Below are 23353 nucleotides of genomic sequence, written 5' to 3' on the forward strand. Positions count from 1 at the left end.
TTATCGGGAGGTCGCCATGGGCGTACTACTGAACCTGGTCGAACGCAACCTGCACGAAGTACAGGTTGATGCCGACCGCATGCTGTTCCATATCCCCAGCAGTTCGCTGTTCACCGCTGACGCGGTGACCGGCGGCATCATCGACACCTTGCGCCAGCAAGGCTGCTCGGCCGAGGAGCTGATGCAGCGCCTTGGCCAGCAGTTTGCCGGCGAGGATATCCAGGACACCCTGCGCGAGCTGATCGCGCTGGAGCTGGTCAGCGACGGCTCGCCGCTGACCCCGGAAATCGCCCTCAGGCAAGTCGAGCGCACCGCGCTCAACACCGTAGTGCTCAACGTCAACACCGGTTGCAACCTCAGCTGTACCTATTGCTACAAGGAAGACCTGGACAAGCCTTCCGCCGGCAAGAAGATGAGTACCGCCACCGCCGAAGCCTCGGTGGAGATGCTGCTCAAGGAATCACCCAACGAGCAGCGCTACAGCGTGGTGTTCTTCGGTGGCGAACCGTTGTCCAACCGGCCGTTGATCGAGCACATGGTGGCTTACTGCGAGCGGCGGTTCGCCGAGGCGGGCAAGCAGGTGGAGTTCATCATGACCACCAACGCTACCTTGCTGACCGAAGAAATCATCGATTGGCTCAACGCCCACCGCTTTGGCCTGTCGATCAGCATCGATGGCCCCAAGACCGTGCACGACCGCAACCGTATCACCGTGGGCGGGCAGGGCACCTATGACGTGGTGCGGCGCAAGGCCGACCTGCTGCTGTCGCGCTACACCAGCCGGCCGGTGGGGGCCCGGGTCACGCTGACCCGTGGCATTACCGACGTTGAAACCATCTGGAACCACCTGTTCAATGAAATGGGTTTCGCCGAGGTCGGCTTTGCCCCGGTTACCTCTGGCGACATGGCCGACTTCAACCTCACTGGCGAAGAGCTGGTGCAGGTCTTCGCCAACATGAAGGCACTCGGCCGGCGCTACCTGGAGGCGGCACTGGAGCACCGCAACATCGGCTTCTCCAACCTGCACCAGTTGATCACCGACATCCACGAAGGCCACAAGAAGGCCCTGCCGTGTGGCGCCGGGTTGAAGATGCTGGCGGTGGACCACGAAGGTGAGCTGAACCTGTGCCACCGCTTCACCGGCTCCAGCCTGCCCACCTTCGGTAACGTGCACCAGGGCGTGAAGCAGGCGCAGCTCAACGACTTCCTGTCGCAGCGCCTGGACCGCAGCAACACCGGCTGTGAAAGCTGCCGTATTCGCAACCTGTGCTCCGGCGGCTGCTACCACGAAAGCTATGCGCGCTACGGCGACCCGCAGCACCCGACTTACCACTACTGCGAACTGATGCGCGACTGGGTGGACTTCGGCATTGAAGTCTACAGCCGCATCATGGCCGTCAACCCGGCCTTCATCGATCGCTACATCACCCCGCGGAAGGCGCATTGACATGAAGCACTTGAAGCCCCTGAACAACAAGGCGCGCATCCTGGAGCAGGCCGCCGCCGAAGACCGTGTCGAAGAAGTGATGGCAATGAGCGCGGTGGCAGGCTGCACGGCCACTACCGACCCGGGCTGGGAGGTGGACGCCTTTGGCGGCGTGAGCTCGCTGTGCCAGCCGATGGAGGCTGACCTTTATGGTTGTTCCGACCCTTGCTGGTGGCCGGCCCAGGTGCCGGACATGATGAGCACCTACCAGGACTGGAACGCCCAGGCGTCCAACTCGGCAGAGGACTGGCGCAACCTCGGTACCGTGTTCCCGAAAGACAAGTGACGGCCCAACAAGAATGACAAGGGGAAACCGCATGAAAGCTGGACGCTGCGCGCCATTGGCGCTCACCATCGCCGCCATGGCTTGCGCCGGGCAGGCACAGGCCGACGACACTGGCCCGGCACTGAAGGCTGGCCACGAATACATGATCGTGACCAACTACCCGAACAACCTGCATGTGGTCGATGTGGCCAGTGACACGGTCTACAAGAGCTGCCGGATGCCCGACAAGTTCGGCCCTGGCACCGCAATGATGGCGCCGGACAACCGCACCGCCTACGTGCTCAACAACCATTACGGCGACATCTACGGCATCGACCTGGACACTTGCAAGAACACCTTCCACGCCAACCTGTCCAGCGTAGCCGGTGAAGTCGGCCGGTCGATCTATTCGTTCGCCATCAGCCCAGACGGCAAAGAGGTGTATGCCACGGTCAACCCGACCCAGAGGCTGAACGACCATTACGTGGTCAAACCACCGCGGCTGGAGGTGTTCAGCACCGCTGATGGCCTTCAGGCCAAGCCCGTACGCACCTTCCCGATGCCGCGCCAGGTGTACCTGATGCGCGCCTCCGACGATGGCAGCCTGTACGTTGCCGGGCCGGACATCTACAAGATGGACGTGAAGACCGGCAAGTACACGGTCGCCCTGCCGCTGCGCAACTGGAACCGCAAAGGCTACAGCGCCCCGGACGTGCTGTACTTCTGGCCGCACCAGAGCCCGCGCCATGAGTTCACCATGCTGTACACCATTGCCAGGTTCAAGGATGACAAGCAGGACCCGGCCACCGCCGAACCGCTGTATGGCTACCTGAGCATCGACCTGAAGACCGGCAAGACCCACACCCAGGAGTTCGCCGACCTGACCGAGCTGTACTTCACCGGCCTGCGCTCGCCCAAGGACCCGAACCAGATCTACGGCGTGCTCAACCGCCTGGCCAAGTACGACATCAAACAGCGCAAACTGATCAAGGCGGCTAATCTGGAGCACACCTACTACTGCGTGACGTTCGACAAGAAGGGCGACAAGCTTTACCTGGGCGGCACCTTCAACGACCTGGCGGTGTTCAACCCGGATACGCTGGAAAAGGTGAAGAACATCAAGTTGCCGGGTGGTGACATGTCTACCACGACGCCGCAGGTGTTCGTTCGCTAAACCGGTCTGTGCTTCTTCGCGGGTAAACCCGCGCCTACGAAAACCTCCACAGGCCCCAAATGTGGCGCCGTCCTGTGTAGGAGCGGGTTCACCCGCGAAGAGGCCAGCACAGAAAACACAAGAACAACAAGAGAACGCCCATGCCCCAGCCAAGCTACACCCAGGGCACCCAGGACAAGCCCCTGCTGACCCAATGCATCGGCGACGCCTTCGACGCCACCGTGGCCCGCTTCCCCGACCGTGAGGCGCTGGTGGTTCACCATCAGGCCCTGCGCTACACGTGGCGGCAACTGGCCGACGCCGTCGACCAGCACGCCCGCGCGCTGATGGCCCTGGGCGTGCAGCCCGGTGACCGTCTTGGCATCTGGGCACCCAACTGCGCCGAGTGGTGCATTACCCAGTTCGCCAGCGCCAAGGTCGGCGCGATCCTGGTCAACATCAACCCGGCCTACCGTTCCAGCGAACTGGACTATGCCCTCGGCCAGTCCGGCTGCCGCTGGGTGATCTGTGCCGACGCATTCAAGACGTCCGATTACCACGCCATGCTGCAGGGCCTGCTCCCGGGCCTGGCCAGCAGCCAACCGGGTGCGCTGATCTGCGAGCGGTTCCCCGAACTGCGTGGCGTGGTCAGCCTGGCGCTGTCGCCACCGCCGGGGTTTCTGGCCTGGCACGCATTGCAGGCCCGTGCCGAGGCCGTCAGCGGCGAGGCCCTGGCCGCACGCCAGGCACAATTGCGTTGCGACGACCCGATCAACATCCAGTACACCTCAGGCACCACCGGTTTCCCCAAAGGGGCCACCCTTAGCCACAGCAATATCCTCAACAACGGGTACATGGTCGGTGAAAGCCTGGGCCTTACCGAGCACGATCGGCTGGTGGTGCCGGTGCCGCTGTACCACTGCTTCGGCATGGTCATGGCCAACCTTGGCTGCATGACCCACGGCAGCGCACTGATTTACCCCAGCGATGCCTTCGACCCGCTGGCCACGCTGCGCGCAGTGGCGCAGGAAAAAGCCACTGCGCTGTATGGCGTGCCGACCATGTTCATTGCTGAACTGGACCATCCGCAGCGTGGTGAATTCGACCTGTCGAGCCTGCGCACCGGGATCATGGCCGGCGCGACCTGCCCGATCGAGGTGATGCGCCGGGTGATTGGCGAGATGCACATGGCCGAAGTGCAGATTGCCTATGGCATGACCGAGACCAGCCCGGTGTCCTTGCAGACCGGTGCCGCTGACGACCTGGAGCGTCGCGTGACCAGCGTCGGTCGCACCCAGCCCCGGCTGGAGAGCAAGGTGGTGGACGCTGAAGGCAACACTGTTTCGCGTGGTGAGATCGGTGAACTGTGCACCCGCGGCTATAGCGTGATGCTGGGTTACTGGAACAACCCCAAAGCTACCGCCGAGAGCATTGACGTAGAGGGCTGGATGCACACCGGCGACCTGGCGGTGATGGACGAGCAGGGCTATGTGCGTATTGTCGGGCGCAGCAAGGACATGATCATTCGCGGCGGCGAGAACATTTACCCGCGCGAGCTGGAGGAGTTCTTCTTCACCCACCCGGCGGTGGCCGATGTGCAGGTGATTGGCGTGCCCTGCAGCAAGTACGGTGAAGAGATCGTGGCCTGGGTGCGGCTGCACCCGGGGCATGCTGTCAGTGAGGTAGAGTTGCGTGAGTGGGCGAGGGCAAGGATTGCGCACTTCAAGGTGCCCCGGTATTTCCGTTTTGTCGACGAGTTCCCGATGACGGTGACGGGCAAGGTGCAGAAATTTAGGATGCGCGAGATCAGTGTCGAAGAGCTGAAAGCAACAGCCTTGCCCAAGATTTGAACCGCCTGCGCACTCGCCCGTAGGAGCGGGTTCACCCGCGAAAGGGCCGGCCCTGCTGGCCAATCTTTACCCGTCGTTCACCGTTGCTGCCGCCACTGTATTCGCGGGTAAACCCGCTCCTACGCAGATCGGTGGTGGACACGCATCGGGGGTTGGACCCAGGCCGCCGTAGGAGCGGGTTCACCCGCGAAAGGGCCGGCCCTGCTGGCCAATCTCCACCCGTCGTTCACCGTTGCTGCCGCCACCGTATTCGCGGGTAAACCCGCTCCTACGCAGATCGGTGGTGGACACGCATCTGGGGTCGAACACAGGCCGCCGTAGGAGCGGGTTCACCCGCGAACACCGGCAGAGCCGGTGCCATCCACCGCGGTGGTTTCTTCGCGGGCATGCCCGCTCCCACAAGATCACCACAGTCCTGAGGTGTTGTGGATTACCTGTGAGGGCGGTGTCATGCCCTCAGTCCTGCAGCCGTTCCGGGCTGTTGAAGTTGCTTAGCCGGCGATCACTCTCGGCGCACTCCAGCCCTTGCACCGCCTCGCGCAGCAAGGCCTTCTGCAAACTCCGCTCACCCGCTGCCCAGGCCTGCTCCAACACCGGCAACACCCGCTTGGGCAGTACGCTGAACATCGGCTGCCAGAAACCACCCTGACGCACCATTGCCGCGCTGTTACCGGCCACTGCCAACCGCAGCAGGCCCTCGATCAATTCGCGATCAACCAGCGGCGCATCGCAAGCCAGCACCACCACCCACGCATGACGTGCCACCCTGAGCCCGGCAATCACCCCCGCCAGCGGCCCGGGGAAGTCGGCTTCTGCATCGCCCACCAACCGGTCGGCGTATGCCTGGTATGCCGCCTGGTTGCGATTGCAGGAAATCACCAGGTCGTCGCTCAGTGGCCGCACCGCTCGATGAACATGTGCAATCAACGGTTCGCCTTGCCAGTCCACCAGGCCCTTGTCACGGCCGCCCATGCGCTGGCCGCGGCCACCGGCGAGAATGAGGATGGAGCAGGGGGGGAGTGCGTCAGGCATGAAAAAGGGTTCCGGGCAGTCATTGCCGGGAACCCTCCCATTTCACGCGGGGCTTGTCCAGTCAGCTTTCGCGGGGCACGGGTTGCCCGTCGCTGTCATGCGCCTGGCGTCGCCCGGACAGGCGCATCACCACCACGAAGAACACCGGCACGAACACCACCGCCAGGGTGGCGCTGAGCATGCCGCCGATCACCCCGGTGCCGATCGCCTGCTGGCTGGCAGAGCTTGCGCCGCTGGCGATGGCCAGGGGCACCACGCCGAGGATGAACGCCAGCGACGTCATCACGATCGGCCGCAGGCGCAGGCGGGCCGCTTGCACGGCGGCGTCGGCGGCGTCCACGCCCTGGTCAACCAGATGCTTGGCGAACTCGATGATCAGGATGGCGTTCTTCGCCGACAGGCCGATCAGGGTAATCAGGCCAACCTTGAAGAACACGTCGTTGGGCATGCCGCGCAAGGTCACCGCCAGCACCGCACCGAGCACACCGAGCGGAACGACCAGCAGCACCGCAGTCGGGATCGACCAGCTTTCGTACAGCGCTGCCAGGCACAGGAACACCACCAGCAGCGACAGCGCCATCAGCAGGGGGGCCTGGCTACCGGACAGCCGCTCCTGCAGTGACAGGCCGGTCCATTCCAGGCCGGTACCGGGCGGTAGCTGCGCCACCAGCCGCTCGACTTCGGCCATGGCCTCGCCCGAGCTGTAGCCGGCGGCTGGCTCGCCTGAGATCGACACCGCCGGGTAACCGTTGTAGCGGGTCAGTTGCACCGGGCCGCTGACCCACCTGGCCTGCACGAACGCGCCCAGTGGCACCATCTTGCCGCTGTCGTTGCGCACGTGAATGTTCAGCAAGTCTTCGACCTGGCTGCGCTGGTCACCTTCGGCCTGCACCACCACCCGCTGCATGCGGCCCTGGTTGGGGAAATCGTTGACGTAGCTGGAGCCCACGGCCACGTCCAGCACCGTGCCGATATCGGCAAACGACACACCCAGTGCATTAGCCTGGCGGCGGTCGATTTCCAGTTGCACCTGCGGGCTTTCCGCCAGCGAGGCTTCGCGCACGTTGGTCAGCACCTTGCTTTTGCTGGCGCTTTCGAGCAACTGGTCACGGGCTGCCATCAGCTCGGCGTGGCCCATGCCGCCACGGTCCTGAAGGCGAAATTCGAAACCGGTCGACTCACCGAGGCCGTCAATGGGGGGCGGCAGTACCGAATAGGCAATCGCGTCCTTGAGCTGGGTGAAGGCCATGGTCGCGCGGTCGGCGATCGACTGGGCGCTGTCGTCGGCGCCGCGCTCGGACCAGTCCTTGAGGGTGGTGAAGGCCAGCGCCGCGTTCTGCCCGCTACCGGAGAAGCTGAAGCCGAGGATCAAGGTGGTGTTGCCCACGCCCGGTTCTTCGGCGTTGTGCGCCTCGATCTGCGCGGCTACCTGTTCGGTGCGCATGCGGCTGGCGCCCGGCGGCAGCTGAATGTCGGTGATGGTGTAGCCCTGGTCTTCGGTAGGCAGGAACGCCGTAGGCAGCTGGCTGAAACCGTAGCCCAGCACCGCCAGCAGCACCGCGTACACCAGCAGGTAGCGGCCGCTGCGCTTGAGCGCCTGCACCACCCAGCGCTGGTAGCCGTTGCTCATGCTTTCGAAGCGGCGATTGAACCAGCCGAAGAAGCCTTTGCGTTCATGGTGCTCGCCTTTGGCCACGGGCTTGAGCAGGGTGGCGCACAATGCCGGGGTCAGGCTGAGGGCGAGAAACGCCGAGAACAGGATCGACACCGCCATCGACAGCGAGAACTGCTGGTAGATCACCCCCACCGAGCCTTGCATGAAGGCCATGGGCAGGAATACCGCCACCAGCACCAGCGTGATGCCGACGATTGCACCGCTGATCTGGCCCATGGCCTTGCGTGTGGCGTCCTTGGGCGGCAAGCCTTCTTCGGCCATGATGCGCTCGACGTTCTCCACCACCACAATGGCATCGTCGACCAGAATACCGATGGCCAGCACCATGCCGAACAGTGTCAGCACATTGACCGAGAAGCCCATGGCCAGCATCACGGCGAAGGTGCCCATCAATGCCACTGGCACGACCAGGGTCGGGATCAGCGTGTAGCGCAGGTTCTGCAGGAACAGGAACATGACTGCGAACACCAGCAGCATGGCCTCGAACAGGGTGTTGATGACCTGCTCGATCGACACCTTGACGAACGGCGAGGTGTCGTAGGGGATGTCGTACTTGACGCCTTCCGGGAAGTAGCGCGCCAGGTCCTGCATCTTCGCCCGTACCAGGGTAGCGGTTTCCATGGCGTTGGCGCCGGGCGACAACTGCACGCTGAAGGCCGTGGCCGGTTTGCCGTTCAGGCGCGTGCCGTACTGGTATTCCTGGGCACCGATTTCAACCCGGGCGACATCCCCGATGGTGACCGTGGAGCCGTCCGGGTTGGCGCGCAGGACAATGGCAGCAAACTCTTCGGGGCTGCTCAACTGGCCTTTGACCACCACGTTGGCGGTGATTTCCTGGGTGCTGCGGCTGGGCAGATCGCCGATGCTGCCAGGGGCGACCTGGGCGTTCTGCGCGGCGATGGCTTCGGCTACATCGTTGGGCGTGAGGTTGAAACCGATCAGCTTGCGCGGGTCGATCCAGATGCGCATGGCCCGTTCGGAGCCATACAACTGGGCCTTGCCGACGCCCTTGAGGCGGCGGATCTCGTCCATCACGTTACGTGCAAGGATATCCGACAGTGCGGTTTCATCGAGCTTGCCGTCTTCGGAGGTGAGGGTCGCCAACAGCAGGAAGCCGGTGGACACTTTCTCTACCTGCAGGCCCTGCTGGGTGACCGGGCGCGGCAGGCGCGACTCGACCACCTTCAGGCGGTTCTGCACGTCGACCTGGGCCAGGTCCGGGTGGGTACCCGGGGCGAAGGTGGCGGTGATGGTGGCGCTGCCCAGGCTGCTCTGCGACTCGAAGTACAGCAGGTTGTCGGCGCCGTTGAGCTCCTGTTCGATCAGGCTGACCACGCTTTCGTCCATGGTCGCCGCCGAGGCACCCGGGTACACGGCGTAGATTTCCACCTGCGGCGGTGCCACGTTGGGGTACTGGGCCACCGGCAGTTGCGGGATGGCCAGCGCGCCAGCCAGCAGGATGAACAGTGCGACCACCCAGGCGAATACCGGGCGATCGATGAAGAATTGCGGCATGAATCAGGCCCTCACTGGCCGGTATGCTGTGCGATGGGTGGGGCAGCGGGCGTGTTGTCGACCTGCACCTGGTCACCGGCCTTGACGTGCTGCAGGCCCTCGACCACCACCCGCTCACCGGCCGCCAGGCCTTCGCTGACGATCCAGCGGTCACCCTGGGCGCTGCCCAGTACAACCTGGCGGTCGCTGACCCGGGCGTGCTGGTCTACCACCAGCACCTTGGGCACACCGGCGCTGTCGCGCAGGATGGCGCGTTGCGGCACGCTCAGGCCTTTGGGTTGCACCGCTTGCTCCAGGCGTACCCGCACGTAGCTGCCTGGCAGCAGGTCGAGGTCCGGGTTGGGGAACTCGCTGCGCAGGGTGATCTGGTTGGTGCTGGGGTCGACGCTGATGTCGGAGAACAGCAGCTTGCCCGGCAGCGGGTAGGCGCTGCCGTCATCCTGGATCAGCGTGGCGCGTGCCTGGCCGTCGCCCACCTGCTGCAATTCGCCGGCGCGCAGGGCGCGGCGCAGGGCGTTGAGCTCGCGGGTAGACTGGGTGACATCGGCATGGATCGGGTCCAGCTGCTGGATGGTCGCCAGCGGGGTGGTTTCGTTTTGCCCGACCAGCGCGCCTTCGGTGACCTGGGCGCGGCCGATACGGCCGGAGATCGGCGCGGTCACGGTGGCATAGCCGAGGTTCAGCCGGGCGCGCTCCAGCGCCGCCCTGGCTTCGGCCACTTCGGCATCGGCCTGCAGGAAACTGGCCTTGGCGTTGTCGTATTCCTGGCGGCTGACGGCTTTGTCGTCGACCAGCTCGCGGTAGCGCTGCTCTTGCAGGCGCGCCTGGTACCGGGTGGCCTCGGCCTTGGCCAGCGTGGCGCGGGCGCTGTCGTGGTCGGCCTTGAACGGTGCCGGGTCGATCAGGAACAGTACATCACCCTGCTTGACGTCGCTGCCTTCGCGGTACACCCGCTTGAGCACCACGCCTGCGACCCGCGCACGCACTTCGGCGGTGCGTGGCGCGAGGATACGGCCGCTGAGTTCACTGCTGATGGCCAGTGGCTGCAGTTGCAGGGTTTCCACGCGCACTTGCGCAGTGGGGGCCGGTTCGTCTGGCTCGGCGCTGTCGCTGCAGCCGGCCAGGGACAGGCTCAGCAATGCCATGAGCGCCAACGGGCGCAGGCACGGGGAGAGGGTAGTAGGCATGCGGATCTTCCGATGATGACCGTGTATATGCTAAGGCAGACGCTGCCTGGGCGGCTGTTAATACCTGTAGGGCGAGTGTGAAAAAGTGTGAAGAATGATCCTGTCGAGTGGTTGGGTTCTATATTCTGCATGGGCCTGTGCTGGCCTCTTCGCGGGTGAACCCGCGCCTACGGGGACTTGCAGGAGCGGGTTTACCCGCGAAGCACTCGCCACAGGCTTACTTCAACCCAGACGCCCAAGCACCTATGCCGAACATTTTCCTGGTCGAAGACGACAGCGCCCTGTCCGAGCTGATCGCCAGCTACCTGCAACGCAACGACTTCCATGTCCAGGTGATCGCCCGGGGCGATCATGTGCTGGACGAGTACCGTCGGCAAAGGCCTGACCTGGTCATCCTTGACCTGATGCTGCCGGGCATCGATGGCCTGCAGCTGTGCCGGCTGCTGCGCCAGGAGTCGCAGAGCCTGCCAATCCTCATGCTGACGGCCCGCGACGATAGCCATGACCAGGTGCTAGGCCTGGAAATGGGGGCCGACGACTACGTGACCAAACCCTGTGAGCCACGCGTGCTGCTGGCCCGGGTGCGCACGCTGCTGCGCCGCAGCAGTGTCAACGAACCGCGCCTGGACAACGACCTGATCCTGATTGGTGGCCTGCGTATCGACCTGGCCGAGCGCACGGTGAGTTGGCGCGGCGAGGAGGTGGAGCTGTCCAGCGGTGAGTACAACCTGCTGGTGGTGCTGGCGCGCAATGCCGGTGAGGTGATGAACCGCGACCGTATCCTGCAACAGCTGCGTGGCATCGAGTTCAATGGCACCGATCGCTCCGTTGACGTGGCCATTTCCAAACTGCGGCGCAAGTTCGACGACAACGCCGGCGAAGCGCGCAAGATCAAGACCGTGTGGGGCAAGGGCTACCTGTTCAGCCGTGTCGAGTGGGAGTGCTGATCGGCCATGCTCAAGATCCTGGTGCGGTTGTACCTGGTGATCATCGTCGCCTACGCCGGCGCGTTGCTGTTCATCCCTGACACCATCGTCGGCCTGTTCCGCGACCGGTTCATGGCCTACAACCTGGACCAGGCCAAGGGTGTACAAGCGTTGATCGTGCGCCAGTTCCGCCAGGCCCCGCGCGAGCAGTGGCCAGCGGTGGAGCAGGAACTGGCCAGTGATTTCGCGCCACTGGAACTGCAGCTGCTGCGCAGGGATCAGGCCGGTTTGAGCGATGAGGAGCAGGCGCGCCTGGCGCAGGGGCTGTACGCGGTACGTATTGCCGAGTGGGGCTATTACGAGACGGTGCTGGCGCCGCTGGACAAGGAGTGGCTGGTAAGCCTGCATTCCCCGCCAGACCCGCTGGACATCAACGTGCTGTCGTGGGGCGTGACCGTATTGATTGGTGCAGCCATGCTGGGTTGCCTGCTGCTGTGGGTTTGGCCGCACTGGCGTGATCTGGAGCGCCTCAAGGAGACCGCTCGGCGCCTGGGCCAGGGGCAGATGGCCGAGCGCACGCACATTTCGCCTCACTCCAACATTGGTGAACTGGCCGGGGTATTCGACACCATGGCCAGTGACCTGGAACGCCATGTCAACCAGCAGCGTGAACTGCTCAATGCGGTATCGCACGAGTTACGCACGCCCCTGACCCGGCTGGACTTCGGCCTGGTGCTGCTGTTCGACGAAGTGCCGCCAGCCAGCCGCAAGCGCCTGCTGGAGCTGGTCGGGCATGTGCGCGAGCTGGATGAACTGGTGCTGGAGCTGCTGTCCTATAGCCGGTTGTACAACGCCGACCAGGCGCGCGAGCGGGTGGAGGTATCGCTGCTGGAGCTGGTCGACAGTGTGCTTGGGGGCTTTGCCGAGGAACTCGATGGCCGGGGTATCCAGTGGGAAGTGCGGGCCGAGGGTGAGTTGCCGCGCTTTGTACTGGACCCGCGACTGACGGCGCGCGCGGTGCAGAACCTGGTGCGCAATGCCATGCGCTATTGCGATGAAAGCCTGTTGCTGCGCTTGCGCCTGGAAGCCGATGGCGCCTGCCTGCTGACGGTGGAGGATGACGGGATTGGCGTCCCTGTGGAGGAGCGCGAGCGGGTTTTCCAGCCGTTCTACCGTCTGGACCGCAGCCGCGATCGCAACACCGGTGGTTTTGGCCTGGGGTTGGCCATCAGCCGGCGGGCGATCGAGGGGCAGGGTGGCACCTTGACCCTGGCGCAGTCGGCGCTGGGTGGGGCGCAGTTCAGGATTCGTTTACCCGCCGGAGGATAGGGGCGCCGCAAAGGCGAAGAGACGGGCCTGCTAATCCTGCTCTGCCAGCTCGCTGGACCACGACACAAAGCGGTCCTTGCCAGTGTGCTTGGCTTCATACAATGCCTGATCGGCGCGGACCAGCGCGGTGGTCAGGCTCTCTCCCCGGTCGACCTTGGCCAGGCCAATGCTGATGGTGACCGGGTGCTCGCCAGCGTCCTCGCGCACGCGCTGGCACAGCGCGGCCACTCGCTGCTCGGCCCCTTGCTGATCCAGCCCTTGGAAGAAGATCGCAAACTCTTCACCTCCCAGCCGGGCAAACGCCTGATCGGCCATGCTTGTCTTGATATGCAGGGCCACGCGCTTGAGCACTTCATCGCCCACGTCATGGCCGAAACGGTCATTGACCCGCTTGAAATTGTCGATATCGATCATGGCCAGGTACTGCCCGGACGTCGCCATCCGCAGCTGGCGGTCGGCCTGGGCCATGAACGAGCGGCGGTTGGGAATGTCGGTCAGGGCATCGACGTAGGCCTGCTCCAGCAACACCTTGGACAGGTAGAAATTGTGCAGCTTCGCCTTGCGGATCTGCAGGTAGCTGTAGCTGACCAGGCCGCTTAGAAACACGGCATAGCTGATCAGCATGGCGCCTTCGAGCGCATGGGGCTCGATGCGGGTGTGGTAGAACGGATTAAGCATCACCCAGGTGATGACCATGGCGCAGAAGAATGACCAGCGCCGCACCGGTAGCACCGACATGGCATACAGCACGGTGGACACCCCGAGCACCAACCACACCGGGCGCAGGGCTATCGGGATGCCTTCGATCACCAGGCGCATGCCCAGGGTGATGACGGTAATGAACAGCAGGTTGAGCACGTCGAAGTGATGGCTGCGGCGAGTGAAATGCAGCACTACGATCAGGCTGCCGAGCAGGGCGATGAACAGGAAGGACAGCCAGGTGAAGCCTTGGTCGCCGAGGAAGCTGACGATCAGGTCGAAGACCAGCCAGATCAGGACGCTGATCGAGAATACCAGCAGGCAGAACGAGCGCATGGACTCGAATTCGTGCTGGCGGAACTCGGCGCGCAGGGCGGCGGGCGCGACCTGCTGGCGTACGTGGGCTTCGATGGTCTTGAACATCGGTGGGCTCCTGAGGCTACTACTTTTTCAGGCTTGGACCTTTCGCGGGTAAACCCGCTCCTACAGGGACCGTACGGTGTGGGGGACCTGTGGGTTTATCCGCGAAGAGGCCGGCCCTGGTAATTCATTGCTGTGGCAAGATACCCCGGGCCCAGGGCCGGTAGCGCAAGGCAAACACTGCCTCGGCATGGCACCCGCTACCCAGCCGGGGCTCGGCGGGCTCCGCCCGAAACGCCTGCTCCGGCGCGCTCACCTGGCGGAACGCCTCGCGCACCACACCCACCCGGCACGGCAACGCCTGCTCGTAACCCTGACGCACCAACGCCGGCAAACGCCCGGTGCCGGCGCCATCCTGCCACCACACAGTCAAGCCCAAGCCGGCCAGTTGATCCAGCCAGAGGGCATTGACCCGCGGCGTCAGCTTGCCTGTGCTGAAGGCGCTGATATGCAACGGCTTGTCCAACTGGCGGTTGAAGGCCTGCAACTGGCTGTACAGCGCATCGCGCCGTTCGGTCTCGCGCAGATGCTGGTCGTCCAGCTCCATGGGCAGGTACCAGCCGTCCACTGGCAACTGCCAGGCCTGGCGCAGTTGCTGGTACTGGCTGAGCGAGCGCCCCAGCTGCGCTTTCCAGTAGCTGTTCAGGCCCTCGCCATCCAGCTCGTCGAGTCGCTGGTAGTAGGCCGGGTCCATGTACAGCCCCAGCACCAGTTGCAAGCCCTCGGCACGCGCGGTGCGCAGGCTGTTGGCCAGCCAGCCCTGGGCACCGCCGAAATCGCTGTCGCCATAGGCACTCCATTGCACGATCAGGGTTTTGCCACCCTTGGCCACGGTGGCTTGCCACAGTTGCTGCCACTGGGCGGGTGTGACGCTGGCATCGCGGTTCAGGGGTTGGTAGAACAGGCGCTGGTCAGCGGTGGCCGGTAGGCACAGGGCCAGCAGGCAGAAGGCGATGAGCGTACGCATCAGAAGGTCATCTCCGCACCGACCAGCACACCGTTGGCGCGCTCGTAGAGGTTACCGCCCAGCGATTGCTGGTACTCGGCACGCACTTTCAGCGAGCCGCGGTAGGCGTTGTAGCGGTCGTCGTCGAACCACCATTGCCAGCGCACGCCAACCCCGGCGCGGGCGTCCTGGCGCCAGTCGTTGCTGGGGTCCTGGCTGGAGAACTCGACAAAGCCGTAGGGCATGATGGTTTGCGGCGAGCTGCCCGGCAGCTTCCAGGCGTGGCCCTGCTGGTAGCGCGACAGCCAGGCATGGTCGCCGGCGCGGGTCCACCAGGCAGCATCGAGGTAGAGGAACCGTTCGTTCCAGTCGTCCTCATCGATGCGCCAATCGTTGCGCCAGCCTCCCTGGTCGAGGAACGAGGCGGTGGCGCGCAGCAGCAGGTCATTGCTCGATTCGGCGTGGTGGCGCAAATCGCCCCAGTTGCCGCCGACCTTGGCCGGGCTCAGCAACTGGCCAAGGCTTAGGCCGCGATAGTGTGCTTCGTCGATCTGCCGCTGGTGGTAAAGCTCGGCATACAGGTTGAGGTTGGCCTGGCCGAGCGGCTTGTAGCGCAGGCCGACACCGGTTCCCATGCTCTGGGCATAGTCGGTGCGGCTTTGGCCACCGAACAGTACCCGGCCATACACTGACAGGGTGCTGCCATTACGGCTGGGCTCCTCGCCCAGGGCATGGTCCCACATGGCCAGCTGCACGTTCTGCGATTGCGCCCGGCGCGAGCTGCCGCTGCGCTGGCCGTTGTCGAGAAACTTGTCGTTGGTCGAGGTGCCGGCCGGCGACCAGGCGCTGGCCAGGGTAATGGTGTCGCGACGTGACAGGCTCTCGTGGGCGCGGCGCTGGCGGTACTTGCGGGCCTCCAGGCTGCCGTATTCGTCATCACCGTCGACCAGGTTCTGCTCTACGTCGAGGATGCGGCGCAGTTCGCGGCGTGCCGCAGCGCTGTCGGCATGTTCGTCGTAGCGCAAGGCGAGTGTTTCGCCAAGGCGGTAGTCCTCGGGGAAGTCGTGAGTCGCGTGTTCAAGGTAGGGGATCGATTGCATGCGCTGAGCCTTGTCTGTCGAGCCAGCCAGGCGCATGCCGTAGTCGGCGCGATAGCGCGGCTGGTCGGGGGCCAGGCGCACGGCTTCGGCCAGCCAGGCGGTGCTCTGCGCACTGTCGCCGGCCAGTTGTGCGGTGCTGGACGCGGCGTAGTAGTGGTCGGGGCGCGGGCTGTGCGCCAGAGCCTGGCGCTGGAAGCCCAGCGCGGCCTGCGGGTCACCTTGGCGCTGGGCGATGGCGGCGCCCAGCGCCCAGTCATCAGCGCTCTGGTGCGCGGCAGCGTCCCAGTAGCGGCGTGCTGCATCGGCGTCGCCTGCATTCAGCGCGCCGCGGGCAGCGGTGAGGCGGGCATTATCGGTAAAGGCGCTGTCTGGCAGGCTGCGCCAGATGGGCTGGGCGGTTTCGGAGTCGCCGGCCGCTTCGAGTGCGTAGGCCAGCGGTAGACGGTTGCCAGGGTCGCCCAATCGCTCGGCAGCCTGGTAGTAGACCACCGCCTCACCCGGTTGGTCGGGCATGGCGCAACGGCCGAGGGCGCGGTACTGGCCAGGTTCGCTCGGGGTGGCCGGCACTGCCTGGCGCACGGCATCGCACTGGCCGGCCTCGGCCAGCCGCCCGAGCAACTGGGCGCGGGTGTTGGCGTTGACCCGGGGTATCAGGCCGAGCATGCGGCGGCTGTCCAGGGGCCCGTCGTCACGGGCATACAGGTTGGCCAGACGCTGTAGCAGCGATGGGCCGAGGCGGCCCTGGCGGCGGTCGTAGGCTTGCTCCAGCAAGTGCCGTGAGTGATCGCCGTCGCCCTGTTCGGTCAACAGGAAGGTGGTTTGTTCCAGGGCGGCGAGGTCGCCGGTCTGCCGATAGCGTTGTTCCCATTCTGCGGCGGTGCGCGGCTGCGGGAGCGGCGGCGGGGCGCCATACAGGCGCTGCTTGAGCACGGCATAGGCCCGAGGGTCGGCGCTGGCGGAGCAGGCCTTGAACTGTTCCCGGGCCAGGTCCGGGTCTTGATGTGACAGCCAGTCGACCGTTTCAAGGCAGGGGCGCTGCAGGTCGTTGCTCAGGCGCCGCACCAGCGCTGCATCGTCGCCTTCGCGGGCCAGTTGCCAAAGTTGCTGGCGCTGCTCGGGTTGCTGCAGTTGATCAGGCGGTAGCGACTGCAGCCAGCGTTGGGCCTGCTGGTGGTGGCCAACGGCAATGGCGCGGTTGGCCATGGCCAGCCGCGTCTGGTTGGCCGCTGCGGGGGAGGGGGCGTGGGCCAGCAGCGCAGTCAGGCCCTTTTCGTCGACTTGCTGGATATAGGCATTGGCCAGGCGTTGCCAGTCCTGGGCAGGCAACTGGCCTGTGTCGGCCAGCGGCTGCAGTTGCTCGATGGTTTCTTTCCAGTTGCGCAGCTGTTCGGCGAAGGTGGCCCGGGCCAGGCGCAGGACCTGGCCGTCCCCACCAGGCGGCAGTTGGTTGAGCCAGTCCAGCGCTTTGGCGGCGCCACCAAACTTGGCCAGGCTCAGGCTGTAGGCCTGCCACAGCTGTACCCGGTGGTTGCCGTCGCTGGCGGCCAGCCATTGTTCCACCTGGCTGGCCGGTGGCGGGTCCTGCTCGATCCAGGTCAGGCGCAGCTCCAGCAGCGCGTCGGCATATTCGGGGCTGTCGCCTAGCTGTTCAGCCAGCGCTTGGGCCTCCTTGTAACGGCGCTGGTGGGCCAGGGCTTCGACCAGCAGGGCACGGGCTTCGTCGTTGTTCGGTACCCGGCCCAGCACATGGCGGGTCAGGCGCTCGACTTCAGCCCAGTTGTCTTTCCTGGCCTCGCGATAGCTGCGGTCCATGAACGGAAAGCTGGTGAACCGCTGGAAGTCGGTCATCGGTGCCGAAGCGGCAACCGGCAGGGCGGCGGAGCACAGCAGCAGGCCAGTGAAAGTAAGGGAAAAGCGCGGCTTCATGCCACCTCCCGGGTCAGATCAATCGCCACTTGTTGTTCACTGGCCTGTTCGATCAGGGCCTGCTCCAGCACCTGCCTGGTGATGATGCCGCGGGCAATCAGGTGCTCGCCGAGGCTTTGGTGTTCGGGGTCGAAGTCGATCAACGCCTGGTTGAACAGGGTGACAGGGACCATGCCGCGCACCTGCAGCAGCGCGCCTAGCATGACTTGGTGATGGCTGACCCGCTCCAGCAGCGCTTCGTCGTCCTGGTGGCGTTCAAGCACGGCCAGCATGTCTCGGGTTTCTTGATGTTGCCAGGGGCTTGGGTAGTGGTAGCGAAGGCCCAGCGTGACCCGGCCCTGGGGGGCCAGGCGTGCCTTGACCGGGCGTTTCAGATGGCGGCTGATCACACCCAGCGACACCTGGCTGACCGGGCTTTCACTGGCCAGGATCAGGGTGTCGCCGTCTTCGTCCACGGGCAATACGCCGTAATGGGTGGCCAGCTTGCGCGGCAGTTTGGCGATCAGTTGCGGGCTGAGCTTGAACGGGTTCAGCGGTGCCCAGGGCAGGTCCAGTTGTTCGGCCAGGGTGGCCACCAACTGCTCACTGTTCAGCCAGCCACGCAGCAGCAACTCGCGGCCCAGGCGCCTGCGAACCGGGCTGGTGATGGCCTGCTGCAACTGTTCGTCGGTGATCAGGCCCTTGGCCACCAGGCGCTGGCCCAGTGGTGTGCGAGCCGGGGTGGCGATGGCGGGGAACTCGTGGGTGGTCTTGTCCCAGGCCACGCGCCGCGAATCGCCCATTTCCATTACCTGGCGCAGTGCACGCAGGTTGGCGAAAAAGTTGACGAAGTTGCTCCACATCATTCGCGGTGCCGACAGCAGGCCCTCGCCGATGCCATAGAAGCGGGTGACGAACCAGGCGCGCTGGAACAGCCGGTTGAGCAGCATCAGGCCGTTCAGCCACAGCAGGGTCGACAGCAACCAGCTGTCGCTGAGGATCGACATGAAGCGCCACGACTCCGGCGCAATCACCGTGACTAGCCACATGGCCAGCAACACCAGCAGTAACAGGTTGACCAGGAAGCTCAGCAGGTAGGCGAACAGCCCGCGGCGGTCACGCCAGAGGAAATAGTTGAGCGCGCCCTTGCGGCTCCAGCCGAGGTTGCTGGTGCCCTGGAACACGATGCCGACGATCCAGCGCGACTTCTGCCGGATGGCATGCTGCCAGTCACGCGGGAAGTGCTCGCGCACGCAGATCACCTGGGAGAATTCGCGGCTCATGCCTGGGCGCCATTCCTGCTTCAGGGTCAGCGCCGGGTCGGTGATGGAGTAGCGGGCGAAAATGCACTTCATGCCTTTTTGCTTCAGGCGAAAGCCGATGTCGTAGTCTTCGGTCAAGCTCTGTACGTCAAAGGCAATGCCGTCACCGTCCTCGAGCAGTGCGCTGATGGCGCGGCGGCTGAAGCAGGTGCCGACGCCGGCACTGGGCACCTGGCCGGTCAGCGCTTCGCGCACGATCACGTCCTTGCCGTGGTTTTCGGCAAACTCGTCGACATAGTGGCCGGCAGTAAAGCCCTTCCACTCCGGTGCGTAGGGATACACCGGGATCTGGATCATGTCCTTGCTCGGCAGCAGGTAGTTGAACAGGCGCAGCTCCATCGGCGAGATCACGTCTTCGGCGTCATGCAGGATGAAACCGGCGAACTCGATGCCGGCGTCCTGCTGGAAGCGCAGCAGCGCGTCGATGATGTTGTTCAGGCAGTCGGCCTTGCTGGTGGGACCGGGGCGGGCGCAGACCACTTTGTGCACGTTGGGGAAGTGCAGGCACACCGCGTCCACGTCAGCCTGGGTTTGCGGGTCGTTGGGGTAGGTGCCGACAAAGATCTGGTAGTTCTCGTAGTCGATGGTCGAAGCGGCCAGGCGCGCCATTTCACCGACCACGCCGACTTCGTTCCAGGCGGGGACCATGATGGCCAACGGTTTTTCCGGGACTTCGTACAAACGCTTCTCATCGGCCCTTTCGAACTTGCCGTAGATGCGAAAACGCCGGATCAGCGTGCGCCCCCAATAGCACAGATCGATGAACAGGTCGTCCAGGCCCAGCAGGAACATCAACGAGGCAAGGGTGATCGCCAGGAGCTTCAGGCCGAACAGCAGGTAAGTGAGAAAATCGATGAATACCAGGCTCATGTGTCAGCCACCGGCAGGGCAGAGTGGGCCATCGTCTTATCCTCGCTCGTTCCCTCGACGAAGGTGCAGGAGATGTCACTGTCATGTACGGAATAGATACAAGCAGCCGAACGCGGGATTGTCCAAATTTCGGGCTGTTTCTTGCGGTCTGCATCTTGTAGCTTTACAGGTCGTTCATTCAGGGAGCTGAACATGCAAGGTAAGGCCCGCAAGATCGTCCAGGCCATTCTCTATGAGGCCATCGCCGTCGCCTGTGTGGCGCCCGCACTGGAGCTGGCGTTCGGCGCCGGCATGGCGCAGTCGACCGTGCTGTCGGTGCTGATGTCAGGCATCGCGATGAGCTGGAACATGGGTTACAACTGGGTATTCGAACGTTGGGAAGCGCGCCAGCCCAAACGTGAGCGCACCTTCCTGCGGCGCCTGCTGCATGCGCTGGGCTTCGAGGGTGGGCTGGTGGTGATCCTGTTGCCGCTGGTGGCGTACTGGCTGGACGTGAGCCTGTGGGCCGCACTGCTGACCAATCTGGCGTTGTTCGTGTTCTTCTTCGTTTACGCCTTTGTCTTCCAGTGGGGCTTCGACAAGGTGTTCGATGTGCCGCTTTCGGCGCAGCAGGCCAAGTGTTGACTTTCGGCTGCGAGGCAGGCTAAGTTCCTACCCCATGAATACATTCCCGCACGTGAACGCCATTATTATTACCGCCATTATCAGCTTGGCGGGCTAGCGCGTACGTGCACCGAACCCGCCCTGGAGGCGGGTTTTTTCTCTCTGACTCCTGGGCAACGTAAAAATAGCCAAGGAGTCATCGATGACCAGCTTCAGTGTCCCTCGTACTACCGTCACCCCCCAGCAACTGCTGTCGGAGCAGGTGCGGCGCATTCTTGCGGCGCCGGTGTACGACCTGGCCATTGAAACGCCCCTGCAAGCGGCCCCGGCCTTGTCTGCCGCCCTGGGCAACCAGGTGTTGCTCAAGCGCGAAGACCTGCAGCCTACGTTTTCGTTCAAGATCCGGGGTGCCTACACCCGCCTGTCGCGTCTGACCGATGTGCAGCGTGAGCGCGGGGTGATCACCGCTTCGGCGGGCAACCATGCCCAGGGCGTGGCCTTGGCCGCATCGCATCTGGGTATGAAGGCAACCATCGTCATGCCCACCACCACGCCATCGTTGAAAGTGGAAGGCGTGCGTTCGCGCGGCGGGCATGTGGTGCTGCATGGCGAGAGCTTCCCGCATGCGCTGGCCCACGCGCTGAAGCTGGCCGACAGCGAAGGCGCGACCTTCGTGCCACCGTTCGATGACCCGGATGTGATCGCCGGGCAGGGTACCGTGGCCATGGAAATCCTCCGTCAGCGCCCGGGGGCGCTGGACGCGATCTTTGTGCCCGTGGGCGGTGGCGGCTTGATCGCCGGTATCGCCGCCTACGTGAAGTACCTGCGCCCTGACGTGAAGGTGATCGGCGTCGAGCCGGTAGATTCCAACTGCCTGCAGGCTGCCATGGCCGTCGGCGAGCGCGTGATCCTGCCGCAGGTCGGCACCTTTGCCGATGGCGTGGCGGTGGCGCAGATCGGCGCCCATTGCTTCGAGCTGTGCCGCCACTTCGTCGACGAGGTGGTGACGGTGAGCAGTGACGAGCTGTGCGCGGCGATCAAGGATATCTACGACGACACCCGTTCGATCACCGAGCCGTCCGGGGCCTTGGCCGTGGCCGGTATCAAGAAGTACGTGGCGCGTGAGGGTGTGCAGGGGCAGACCCTGGTGGCCATCGACTCCGGGGCCAACGTCAATTTCGACCGCTTGCGCCATGTGGCCGAACGGGCCGAGCTGGGTGAGCAGCGCGAGGCGATCATCGCCGTGACGATTCCGGAGCAGCCGGGCAGCTTCCGGGCCTTTTGCCAGGCACTGGGCAAGCGGCAGATCACCGAATTCAACTACCGCTTCTACCCCGGCAAGGAGGCGCGCCTGTTCGTGGGCGTGCAGACCCACCCGGTGCACGACCCACGTGAGCAGTTGCTGACCAGCTTGCGGGAGCAGGGGTACAGCGTGCTGGACCTGACCGACAACGAGCTGGCCAAGCTGCATGTGCGCCATACCGTCGGCGGGCATGCCGCGTCAGGGGCTGATGAGCGGGTACTGCGCTTCGAGTTCCCCGAACGGCCAGGGGCGTTGCTGGGGTTTCTGGAGCGGTTGGGCAAGCGTTGGAACATCAGCCTGTTCCATTACCGCAACCATGGTGCGGCGGAGGCGCGGGTGTTCGCTGCCTTGGAAGTGCCAGCGGACGAGTTGGCGGGCTTGCCGTTGACGCTGGACGAGATGGGGTATCGGTACTGGGACGAGACTGACAACCCGGCGTACAAGCTGTTCCTGGGCTGACGCGCCTGTGCGGCCAATGCACCCTTGTCTAGCCGCTTGCCGCCTGTGTTCGCTGAGTGACCGCCCCGCCCCAAGGGCAGGGCGATCTCCTGCAGGGAACTGCGCGAGCCAATTTCAACGCTCGCGCATGAAAAAGCCGGCAACGAACTTGCGGAACGTTTCCAGGCTTTTGAAGTCGGCGTAGCGCTTGAAGTTCTCGGTATCCGGCTCGGGGCCGATGGGCTGTTCCAGCAGCGACACTGACAACACCCGGTCCTGGTCCGAGGTCAGCACCAGCTCATCCATCACCTGCCCACCGATCACGGGGCGACGCATCTGCACTTTCACCCCTTTACTGGCCATCCAGTCGATCAGCGACACCAATGCCTTGAGCGGCTCGCGCTCTTCATCACGGTACACCGGGAACAGGTGCGCGCGCGACAGCACGGGCACACTGGCCACATGGATCAGCTCATAGAAATGGCTTCCGGCGCTGGTCGGCGAGTAGATCATCAGCGCCAGCAACGGCCCGGTGGTGCGGCTCCCGCCCCAGTACAGGTGATGCCCCTGGAAGTCGAAGCCGTCCTCGCTGCGGTTGTTGAACAACTTGCGCCCTTTGATCTGGTCGACGCAGTCCAGCAGCAGGCCGTGGCGGCGATGGTTGCCGAACACAGACGCTTCGCGCAGGCGGGACTTGAGCATCATCATGTGCTTCATGTCCAGGCGGGTTTCCAGGTAGTTGCTGGCGGGCACCCGCTCCAGCAGCGGATAGCGGCTGGCCACGCTGCGCAACTCGGCAAACTGTGTGGTCAGGTCTTTCTTCAGGTGGGTGGCGTAAAGGTTGAGCCCGCTGGTTTCAATCCAGGTCAGCAGCAGTGACAGCAGGCGCTGCTGTTCGCGTTTGTCGTTGCCATCGCCGGCGCCACCGGCCGTGCCAGCACGGAAGTCGCTGATCAGGCGCAAGGGGGTGTCGGGTGGCAGCCAGGCGGCGGGTGGTGCGGGGTCGTTTTCACGTTCGGCGGCTTCCCGCTCGTCCTTGGTGAACGGGCAGCCAGGCGCGTGCTCGGCGGTGCCCGGGTTGTTCTTGAGGAAAAGTGTGCCGGTGCTGCCGTTGAGGGTGACATTGAGCACCGGCAAGGCATCGTTGCGGCAGTCGCAAGCCAGCCACTGGTTGGCGTTGCGTACTTTCATCAGTAGCTGGTTGGCCTGTAGCAGGCGCGGGCCGGCGAGGCTGCCGGTGGCAAAGCCGACCAGCAGTTCCTCTTCAGCGGGGGTCAGGCTGCGCACCTGGGTGGCGGTTTTGTCGATGATTCGCATGAAGCAGCTCCA

Annotated in this window: 16 protein-coding genes; 8 read left to right on the forward strand and 8 right to left on the reverse strand. The window is 64.4% G+C overall.

What is annotated here, in order from left to right:
• The first annotated feature begins 16 nt into the window (after positions 1-16).
• The 4 genes from peaB (at position 17) to ACI7M0_RS11615 (ending at position 4754) form a co-directional block, all read left to right on the forward strand.
• Entirely contained in the window at positions 17-1447 is a 1431-nt protein-coding gene (gene peaB / locus ACI7M0_RS11600) for a quinohemoprotein amine dehydrogenase maturation protein (RefSeq protein WP_129932236.1), read from the forward strand.
• A gap of 1 nt (position 1448) precedes the next feature.
• The gene (qhpC, locus tag ACI7M0_RS11605) at positions 1449-1772 is read left to right on the forward strand and encodes a quinohemoprotein amine dehydrogenase subunit gamma (RefSeq protein WP_004375838.1); all 324 of its coding nucleotides are present in this window, start codon (positions 1449-1451) and stop codon (positions 1770-1772) included.
• A 31-nt stretch (positions 1773-1803) separates the two neighbouring features.
• The gene (gene peaD, locus ACI7M0_RS11610) at positions 1804-2925 is read left to right on the forward strand and encodes a quinohemoprotein amine dehydrogenase subunit beta (RefSeq protein WP_020193817.1); all 1122 of its coding nucleotides are present in this window, start codon (positions 1804-1806) and stop codon (positions 2923-2925) included.
• A gap of 140 nt (positions 2926-3065) precedes the next feature.
• Positions 3066-4754, forward strand: a complete 1689-nt coding sequence (locus ACI7M0_RS11615) for a fatty acid CoA ligase family protein (RefSeq protein ID WP_129932235.1) — start codon at positions 3066-3068, stop codon at positions 4752-4754.
• A 456-nt stretch (positions 4755-5210) separates the two neighbouring features.
• Here ACI7M0_RS11615 and mobA read toward each other — a convergent pair whose 3' ends face one another.
• From mobA to ACI7M0_RS11630, 3 genes are all read right to left on the reverse strand, one after another.
• Entirely contained in the window at positions 5211-5786 is a 576-nt protein-coding gene (gene mobA, locus ACI7M0_RS11620) for a molybdenum cofactor guanylyltransferase MobA (protein ID WP_010954323.1), read from the reverse strand.
• Between the two features lie 61 nt (positions 5787-5847).
• Positions 5848-8976 (reverse strand): efflux RND transporter permease subunit, encoded by a 3129-nt coding sequence (locus ACI7M0_RS11625; RefSeq protein ID WP_129932234.1) that lies wholly within the window; start codon positions 8974-8976, stop codon positions 5848-5850.
• Positions 8977-8987: 11 nt separating this feature from the next.
• Entirely contained in the window at positions 8988-10163 is a 1176-nt protein-coding gene (locus tag ACI7M0_RS11630; RefSeq protein WP_129932233.1) for an efflux RND transporter periplasmic adaptor subunit, read from the reverse strand.
• Positions 10164-10408: 245 nt separating this feature from the next.
• Here ACI7M0_RS11630 and ACI7M0_RS11635 point away from each other — a divergent pair, with 245 nt between their 5' ends.
• Positions 10409-11110 carry a response regulator transcription factor gene (locus ACI7M0_RS11635; protein ID WP_104961554.1) on the forward strand — a complete coding sequence of 234 codons (702 nt, stop codon included), beginning with the start codon at positions 10409-10411 and terminating at the stop codon, positions 11108-11110.
• Positions 11111-11116: 6 nt separating this feature from the next.
• Complete coding sequence (locus tag ACI7M0_RS11640; RefSeq protein WP_020193449.1) at positions 11117-12418, forward strand: ATP-binding protein; 1302 nt, start codon at positions 11117-11119, stop codon at positions 12416-12418.
• A 30-nt stretch (positions 12419-12448) separates the two neighbouring features.
• On the opposite strand, the gene ACI7M0_RS11645 is transcribed toward ACI7M0_RS11640, so the two are convergent.
• The 4 genes from ACI7M0_RS11645 to nrfB form a co-directional block, all read right to left on the reverse strand.
• Positions 12449-13540 (reverse strand): diguanylate cyclase, encoded by a 1092-nt coding sequence (locus ACI7M0_RS11645; RefSeq protein ID WP_129932232.1) that lies wholly within the window; start codon positions 13538-13540, stop codon positions 12449-12451.
• A gap of 124 nt (positions 13541-13664) precedes the next feature.
• Positions 13665-14504 (reverse strand): DUF4434 family protein, encoded by an 840-nt coding sequence (locus ACI7M0_RS11650; RefSeq protein ID WP_129932231.1) that lies wholly within the window; start codon positions 14502-14504, stop codon positions 13665-13667.
• Positions 14504-17509, reverse strand: a complete 3006-nt coding sequence (locus tag ACI7M0_RS11655; protein ID WP_129932230.1) for a phage receptor — start codon at positions 17507-17509, stop codon at positions 14504-14506. Before ACI7M0_RS11655 ends, ACI7M0_RS11650 begins: the two co-directional genes overlap by 1 nt.
• On the reverse strand, positions 17506-19680 hold the full coding sequence (gene nrfB / locus ACI7M0_RS11660; protein WP_129932229.1) for a cyclic di-3',5'-guanylate-activated glycosyltransferase NrfB: 2175 nt from the start codon (positions 19678-19680) through the stop codon (positions 17506-17508). The genes ACI7M0_RS11655 and nrfB overlap by 4 nt, the downstream gene beginning before the upstream one ends.
• Before the next feature lie 192 nt (positions 19681-19872).
• On the opposite strand from nrfB, the gene ACI7M0_RS11665 reads away from it, so the two are divergent.
• Entirely contained in the window at positions 19873-20304 is a 432-nt protein-coding gene (locus ACI7M0_RS11665) for a PACE efflux transporter (RefSeq protein WP_010954313.1), read from the forward strand.
• A 181-nt stretch (positions 20305-20485) separates the two neighbouring features.
• Positions 20486-22045, forward strand: coding sequence for a threonine ammonia-lyase, biosynthetic (ilvA, locus tag ACI7M0_RS11670; protein WP_129932228.1), 1560 nt, complete (start codon positions 20486-20488; stop codon positions 22043-22045).
• Between the two features lie 114 nt (positions 22046-22159).
• On the opposite strand, the gene ACI7M0_RS11675 is transcribed toward ilvA, so the two are convergent.
• Positions 22160-23341, reverse strand: coding sequence for a hypothetical protein (locus tag ACI7M0_RS11675; protein WP_104961558.1), 1182 nt, complete (start codon positions 23339-23341; stop codon positions 22160-22162).
• Between the last annotated feature and the right edge of the window lie 12 nt (positions 23342-23353).

The sequence above is a fragment of the Pseudomonas sp. 10(2024) genome (assembly GCF_045164175.1).
GTDB lineage: Bacteria > Pseudomonadota > Gammaproteobacteria > Pseudomonadales > Pseudomonadaceae > Aquipseudomonas > Aquipseudomonas alloputida.

Coding starts and splice junctions, on each gene's coding strand:
- ACI7M0_RS11630 (WP_129932233.1), bottom strand. CDS start 10,163: ATGCCTACTACCCTCTCCCCGTGCCTGCGCCCGTTGGCGCTCATGGCA.
- ACI7M0_RS11645 (WP_129932232.1), bottom strand. CDS start 13,540: ATGTTCAAGACCATCGAAGCCCACGTACGCCAGCAGGTCGCGCCCGCC.
- ACI7M0_RS11615 (WP_129932235.1), top strand. CDS start 3,066: ATGCCCCAGCCAAGCTACACCCAGGGCACCCAGGACAAGCCCCTGCTG.
- peaD (WP_020193817.1), top strand. CDS start 1,804: ATGAAAGCTGGACGCTGCGCGCCATTGGCGCTCACCATCGCCGCCATG.
- mobA (WP_010954323.1), bottom strand. CDS start 5,786: ATGCCTGACGCACTCCCCCCCTGCTCCATCCTCATTCTCGCCGGTGGC.
- ACI7M0_RS11655 (WP_129932230.1), bottom strand. CDS start 17,509: ATGAAGCCGCGCTTTTCCCTTACTTTCACTGGCCTGCTGCTGTGCTCC.
- ilvA (WP_129932228.1), top strand. CDS start 20,486: ATGACCAGCTTCAGTGTCCCTCGTACTACCGTCACCCCCCAGCAACTG.
- nrfB (WP_129932229.1), bottom strand. CDS start 19,680: ATGAGCCTGGTATTCATCGATTTTCTCACTTACCTGCTGTTCGGCCTG.
- peaB (WP_129932236.1), top strand. CDS start 17: ATGGGCGTACTACTGAACCTGGTCGAACGCAACCTGCACGAAGTACAG.
- qhpC (WP_004375838.1), top strand. CDS start 1,449: ATGAAGCACTTGAAGCCCCTGAACAACAAGGCGCGCATCCTGGAGCAG.
- ACI7M0_RS11675 (WP_104961558.1), bottom strand. CDS start 23,341: ATGCGAATCATCGACAAAACCGCCACCCAGGTGCGCAGCCTGACCCCC.
- ACI7M0_RS11635 (WP_104961554.1), top strand. CDS start 10,409: ATGCCGAACATTTTCCTGGTCGAAGACGACAGCGCCCTGTCCGAGCTG.
- ACI7M0_RS11650 (WP_129932231.1), bottom strand. CDS start 14,504: ATGCGTACGCTCATCGCCTTCTGCCTGCTGGCCCTGTGCCTACCGGCC.
- ACI7M0_RS11665 (WP_010954313.1), top strand. CDS start 19,873: ATGCAAGGTAAGGCCCGCAAGATCGTCCAGGCCATTCTCTATGAGGCC.
- ACI7M0_RS11625 (WP_129932234.1), bottom strand. CDS start 8,976: ATGCCGCAATTCTTCATCGATCGCCCGGTATTCGCCTGGGTGGTCGCA.
- ACI7M0_RS11640 (WP_020193449.1), top strand. CDS start 11,117: ATGCTCAAGATCCTGGTGCGGTTGTACCTGGTGATCATCGTCGCCTAC.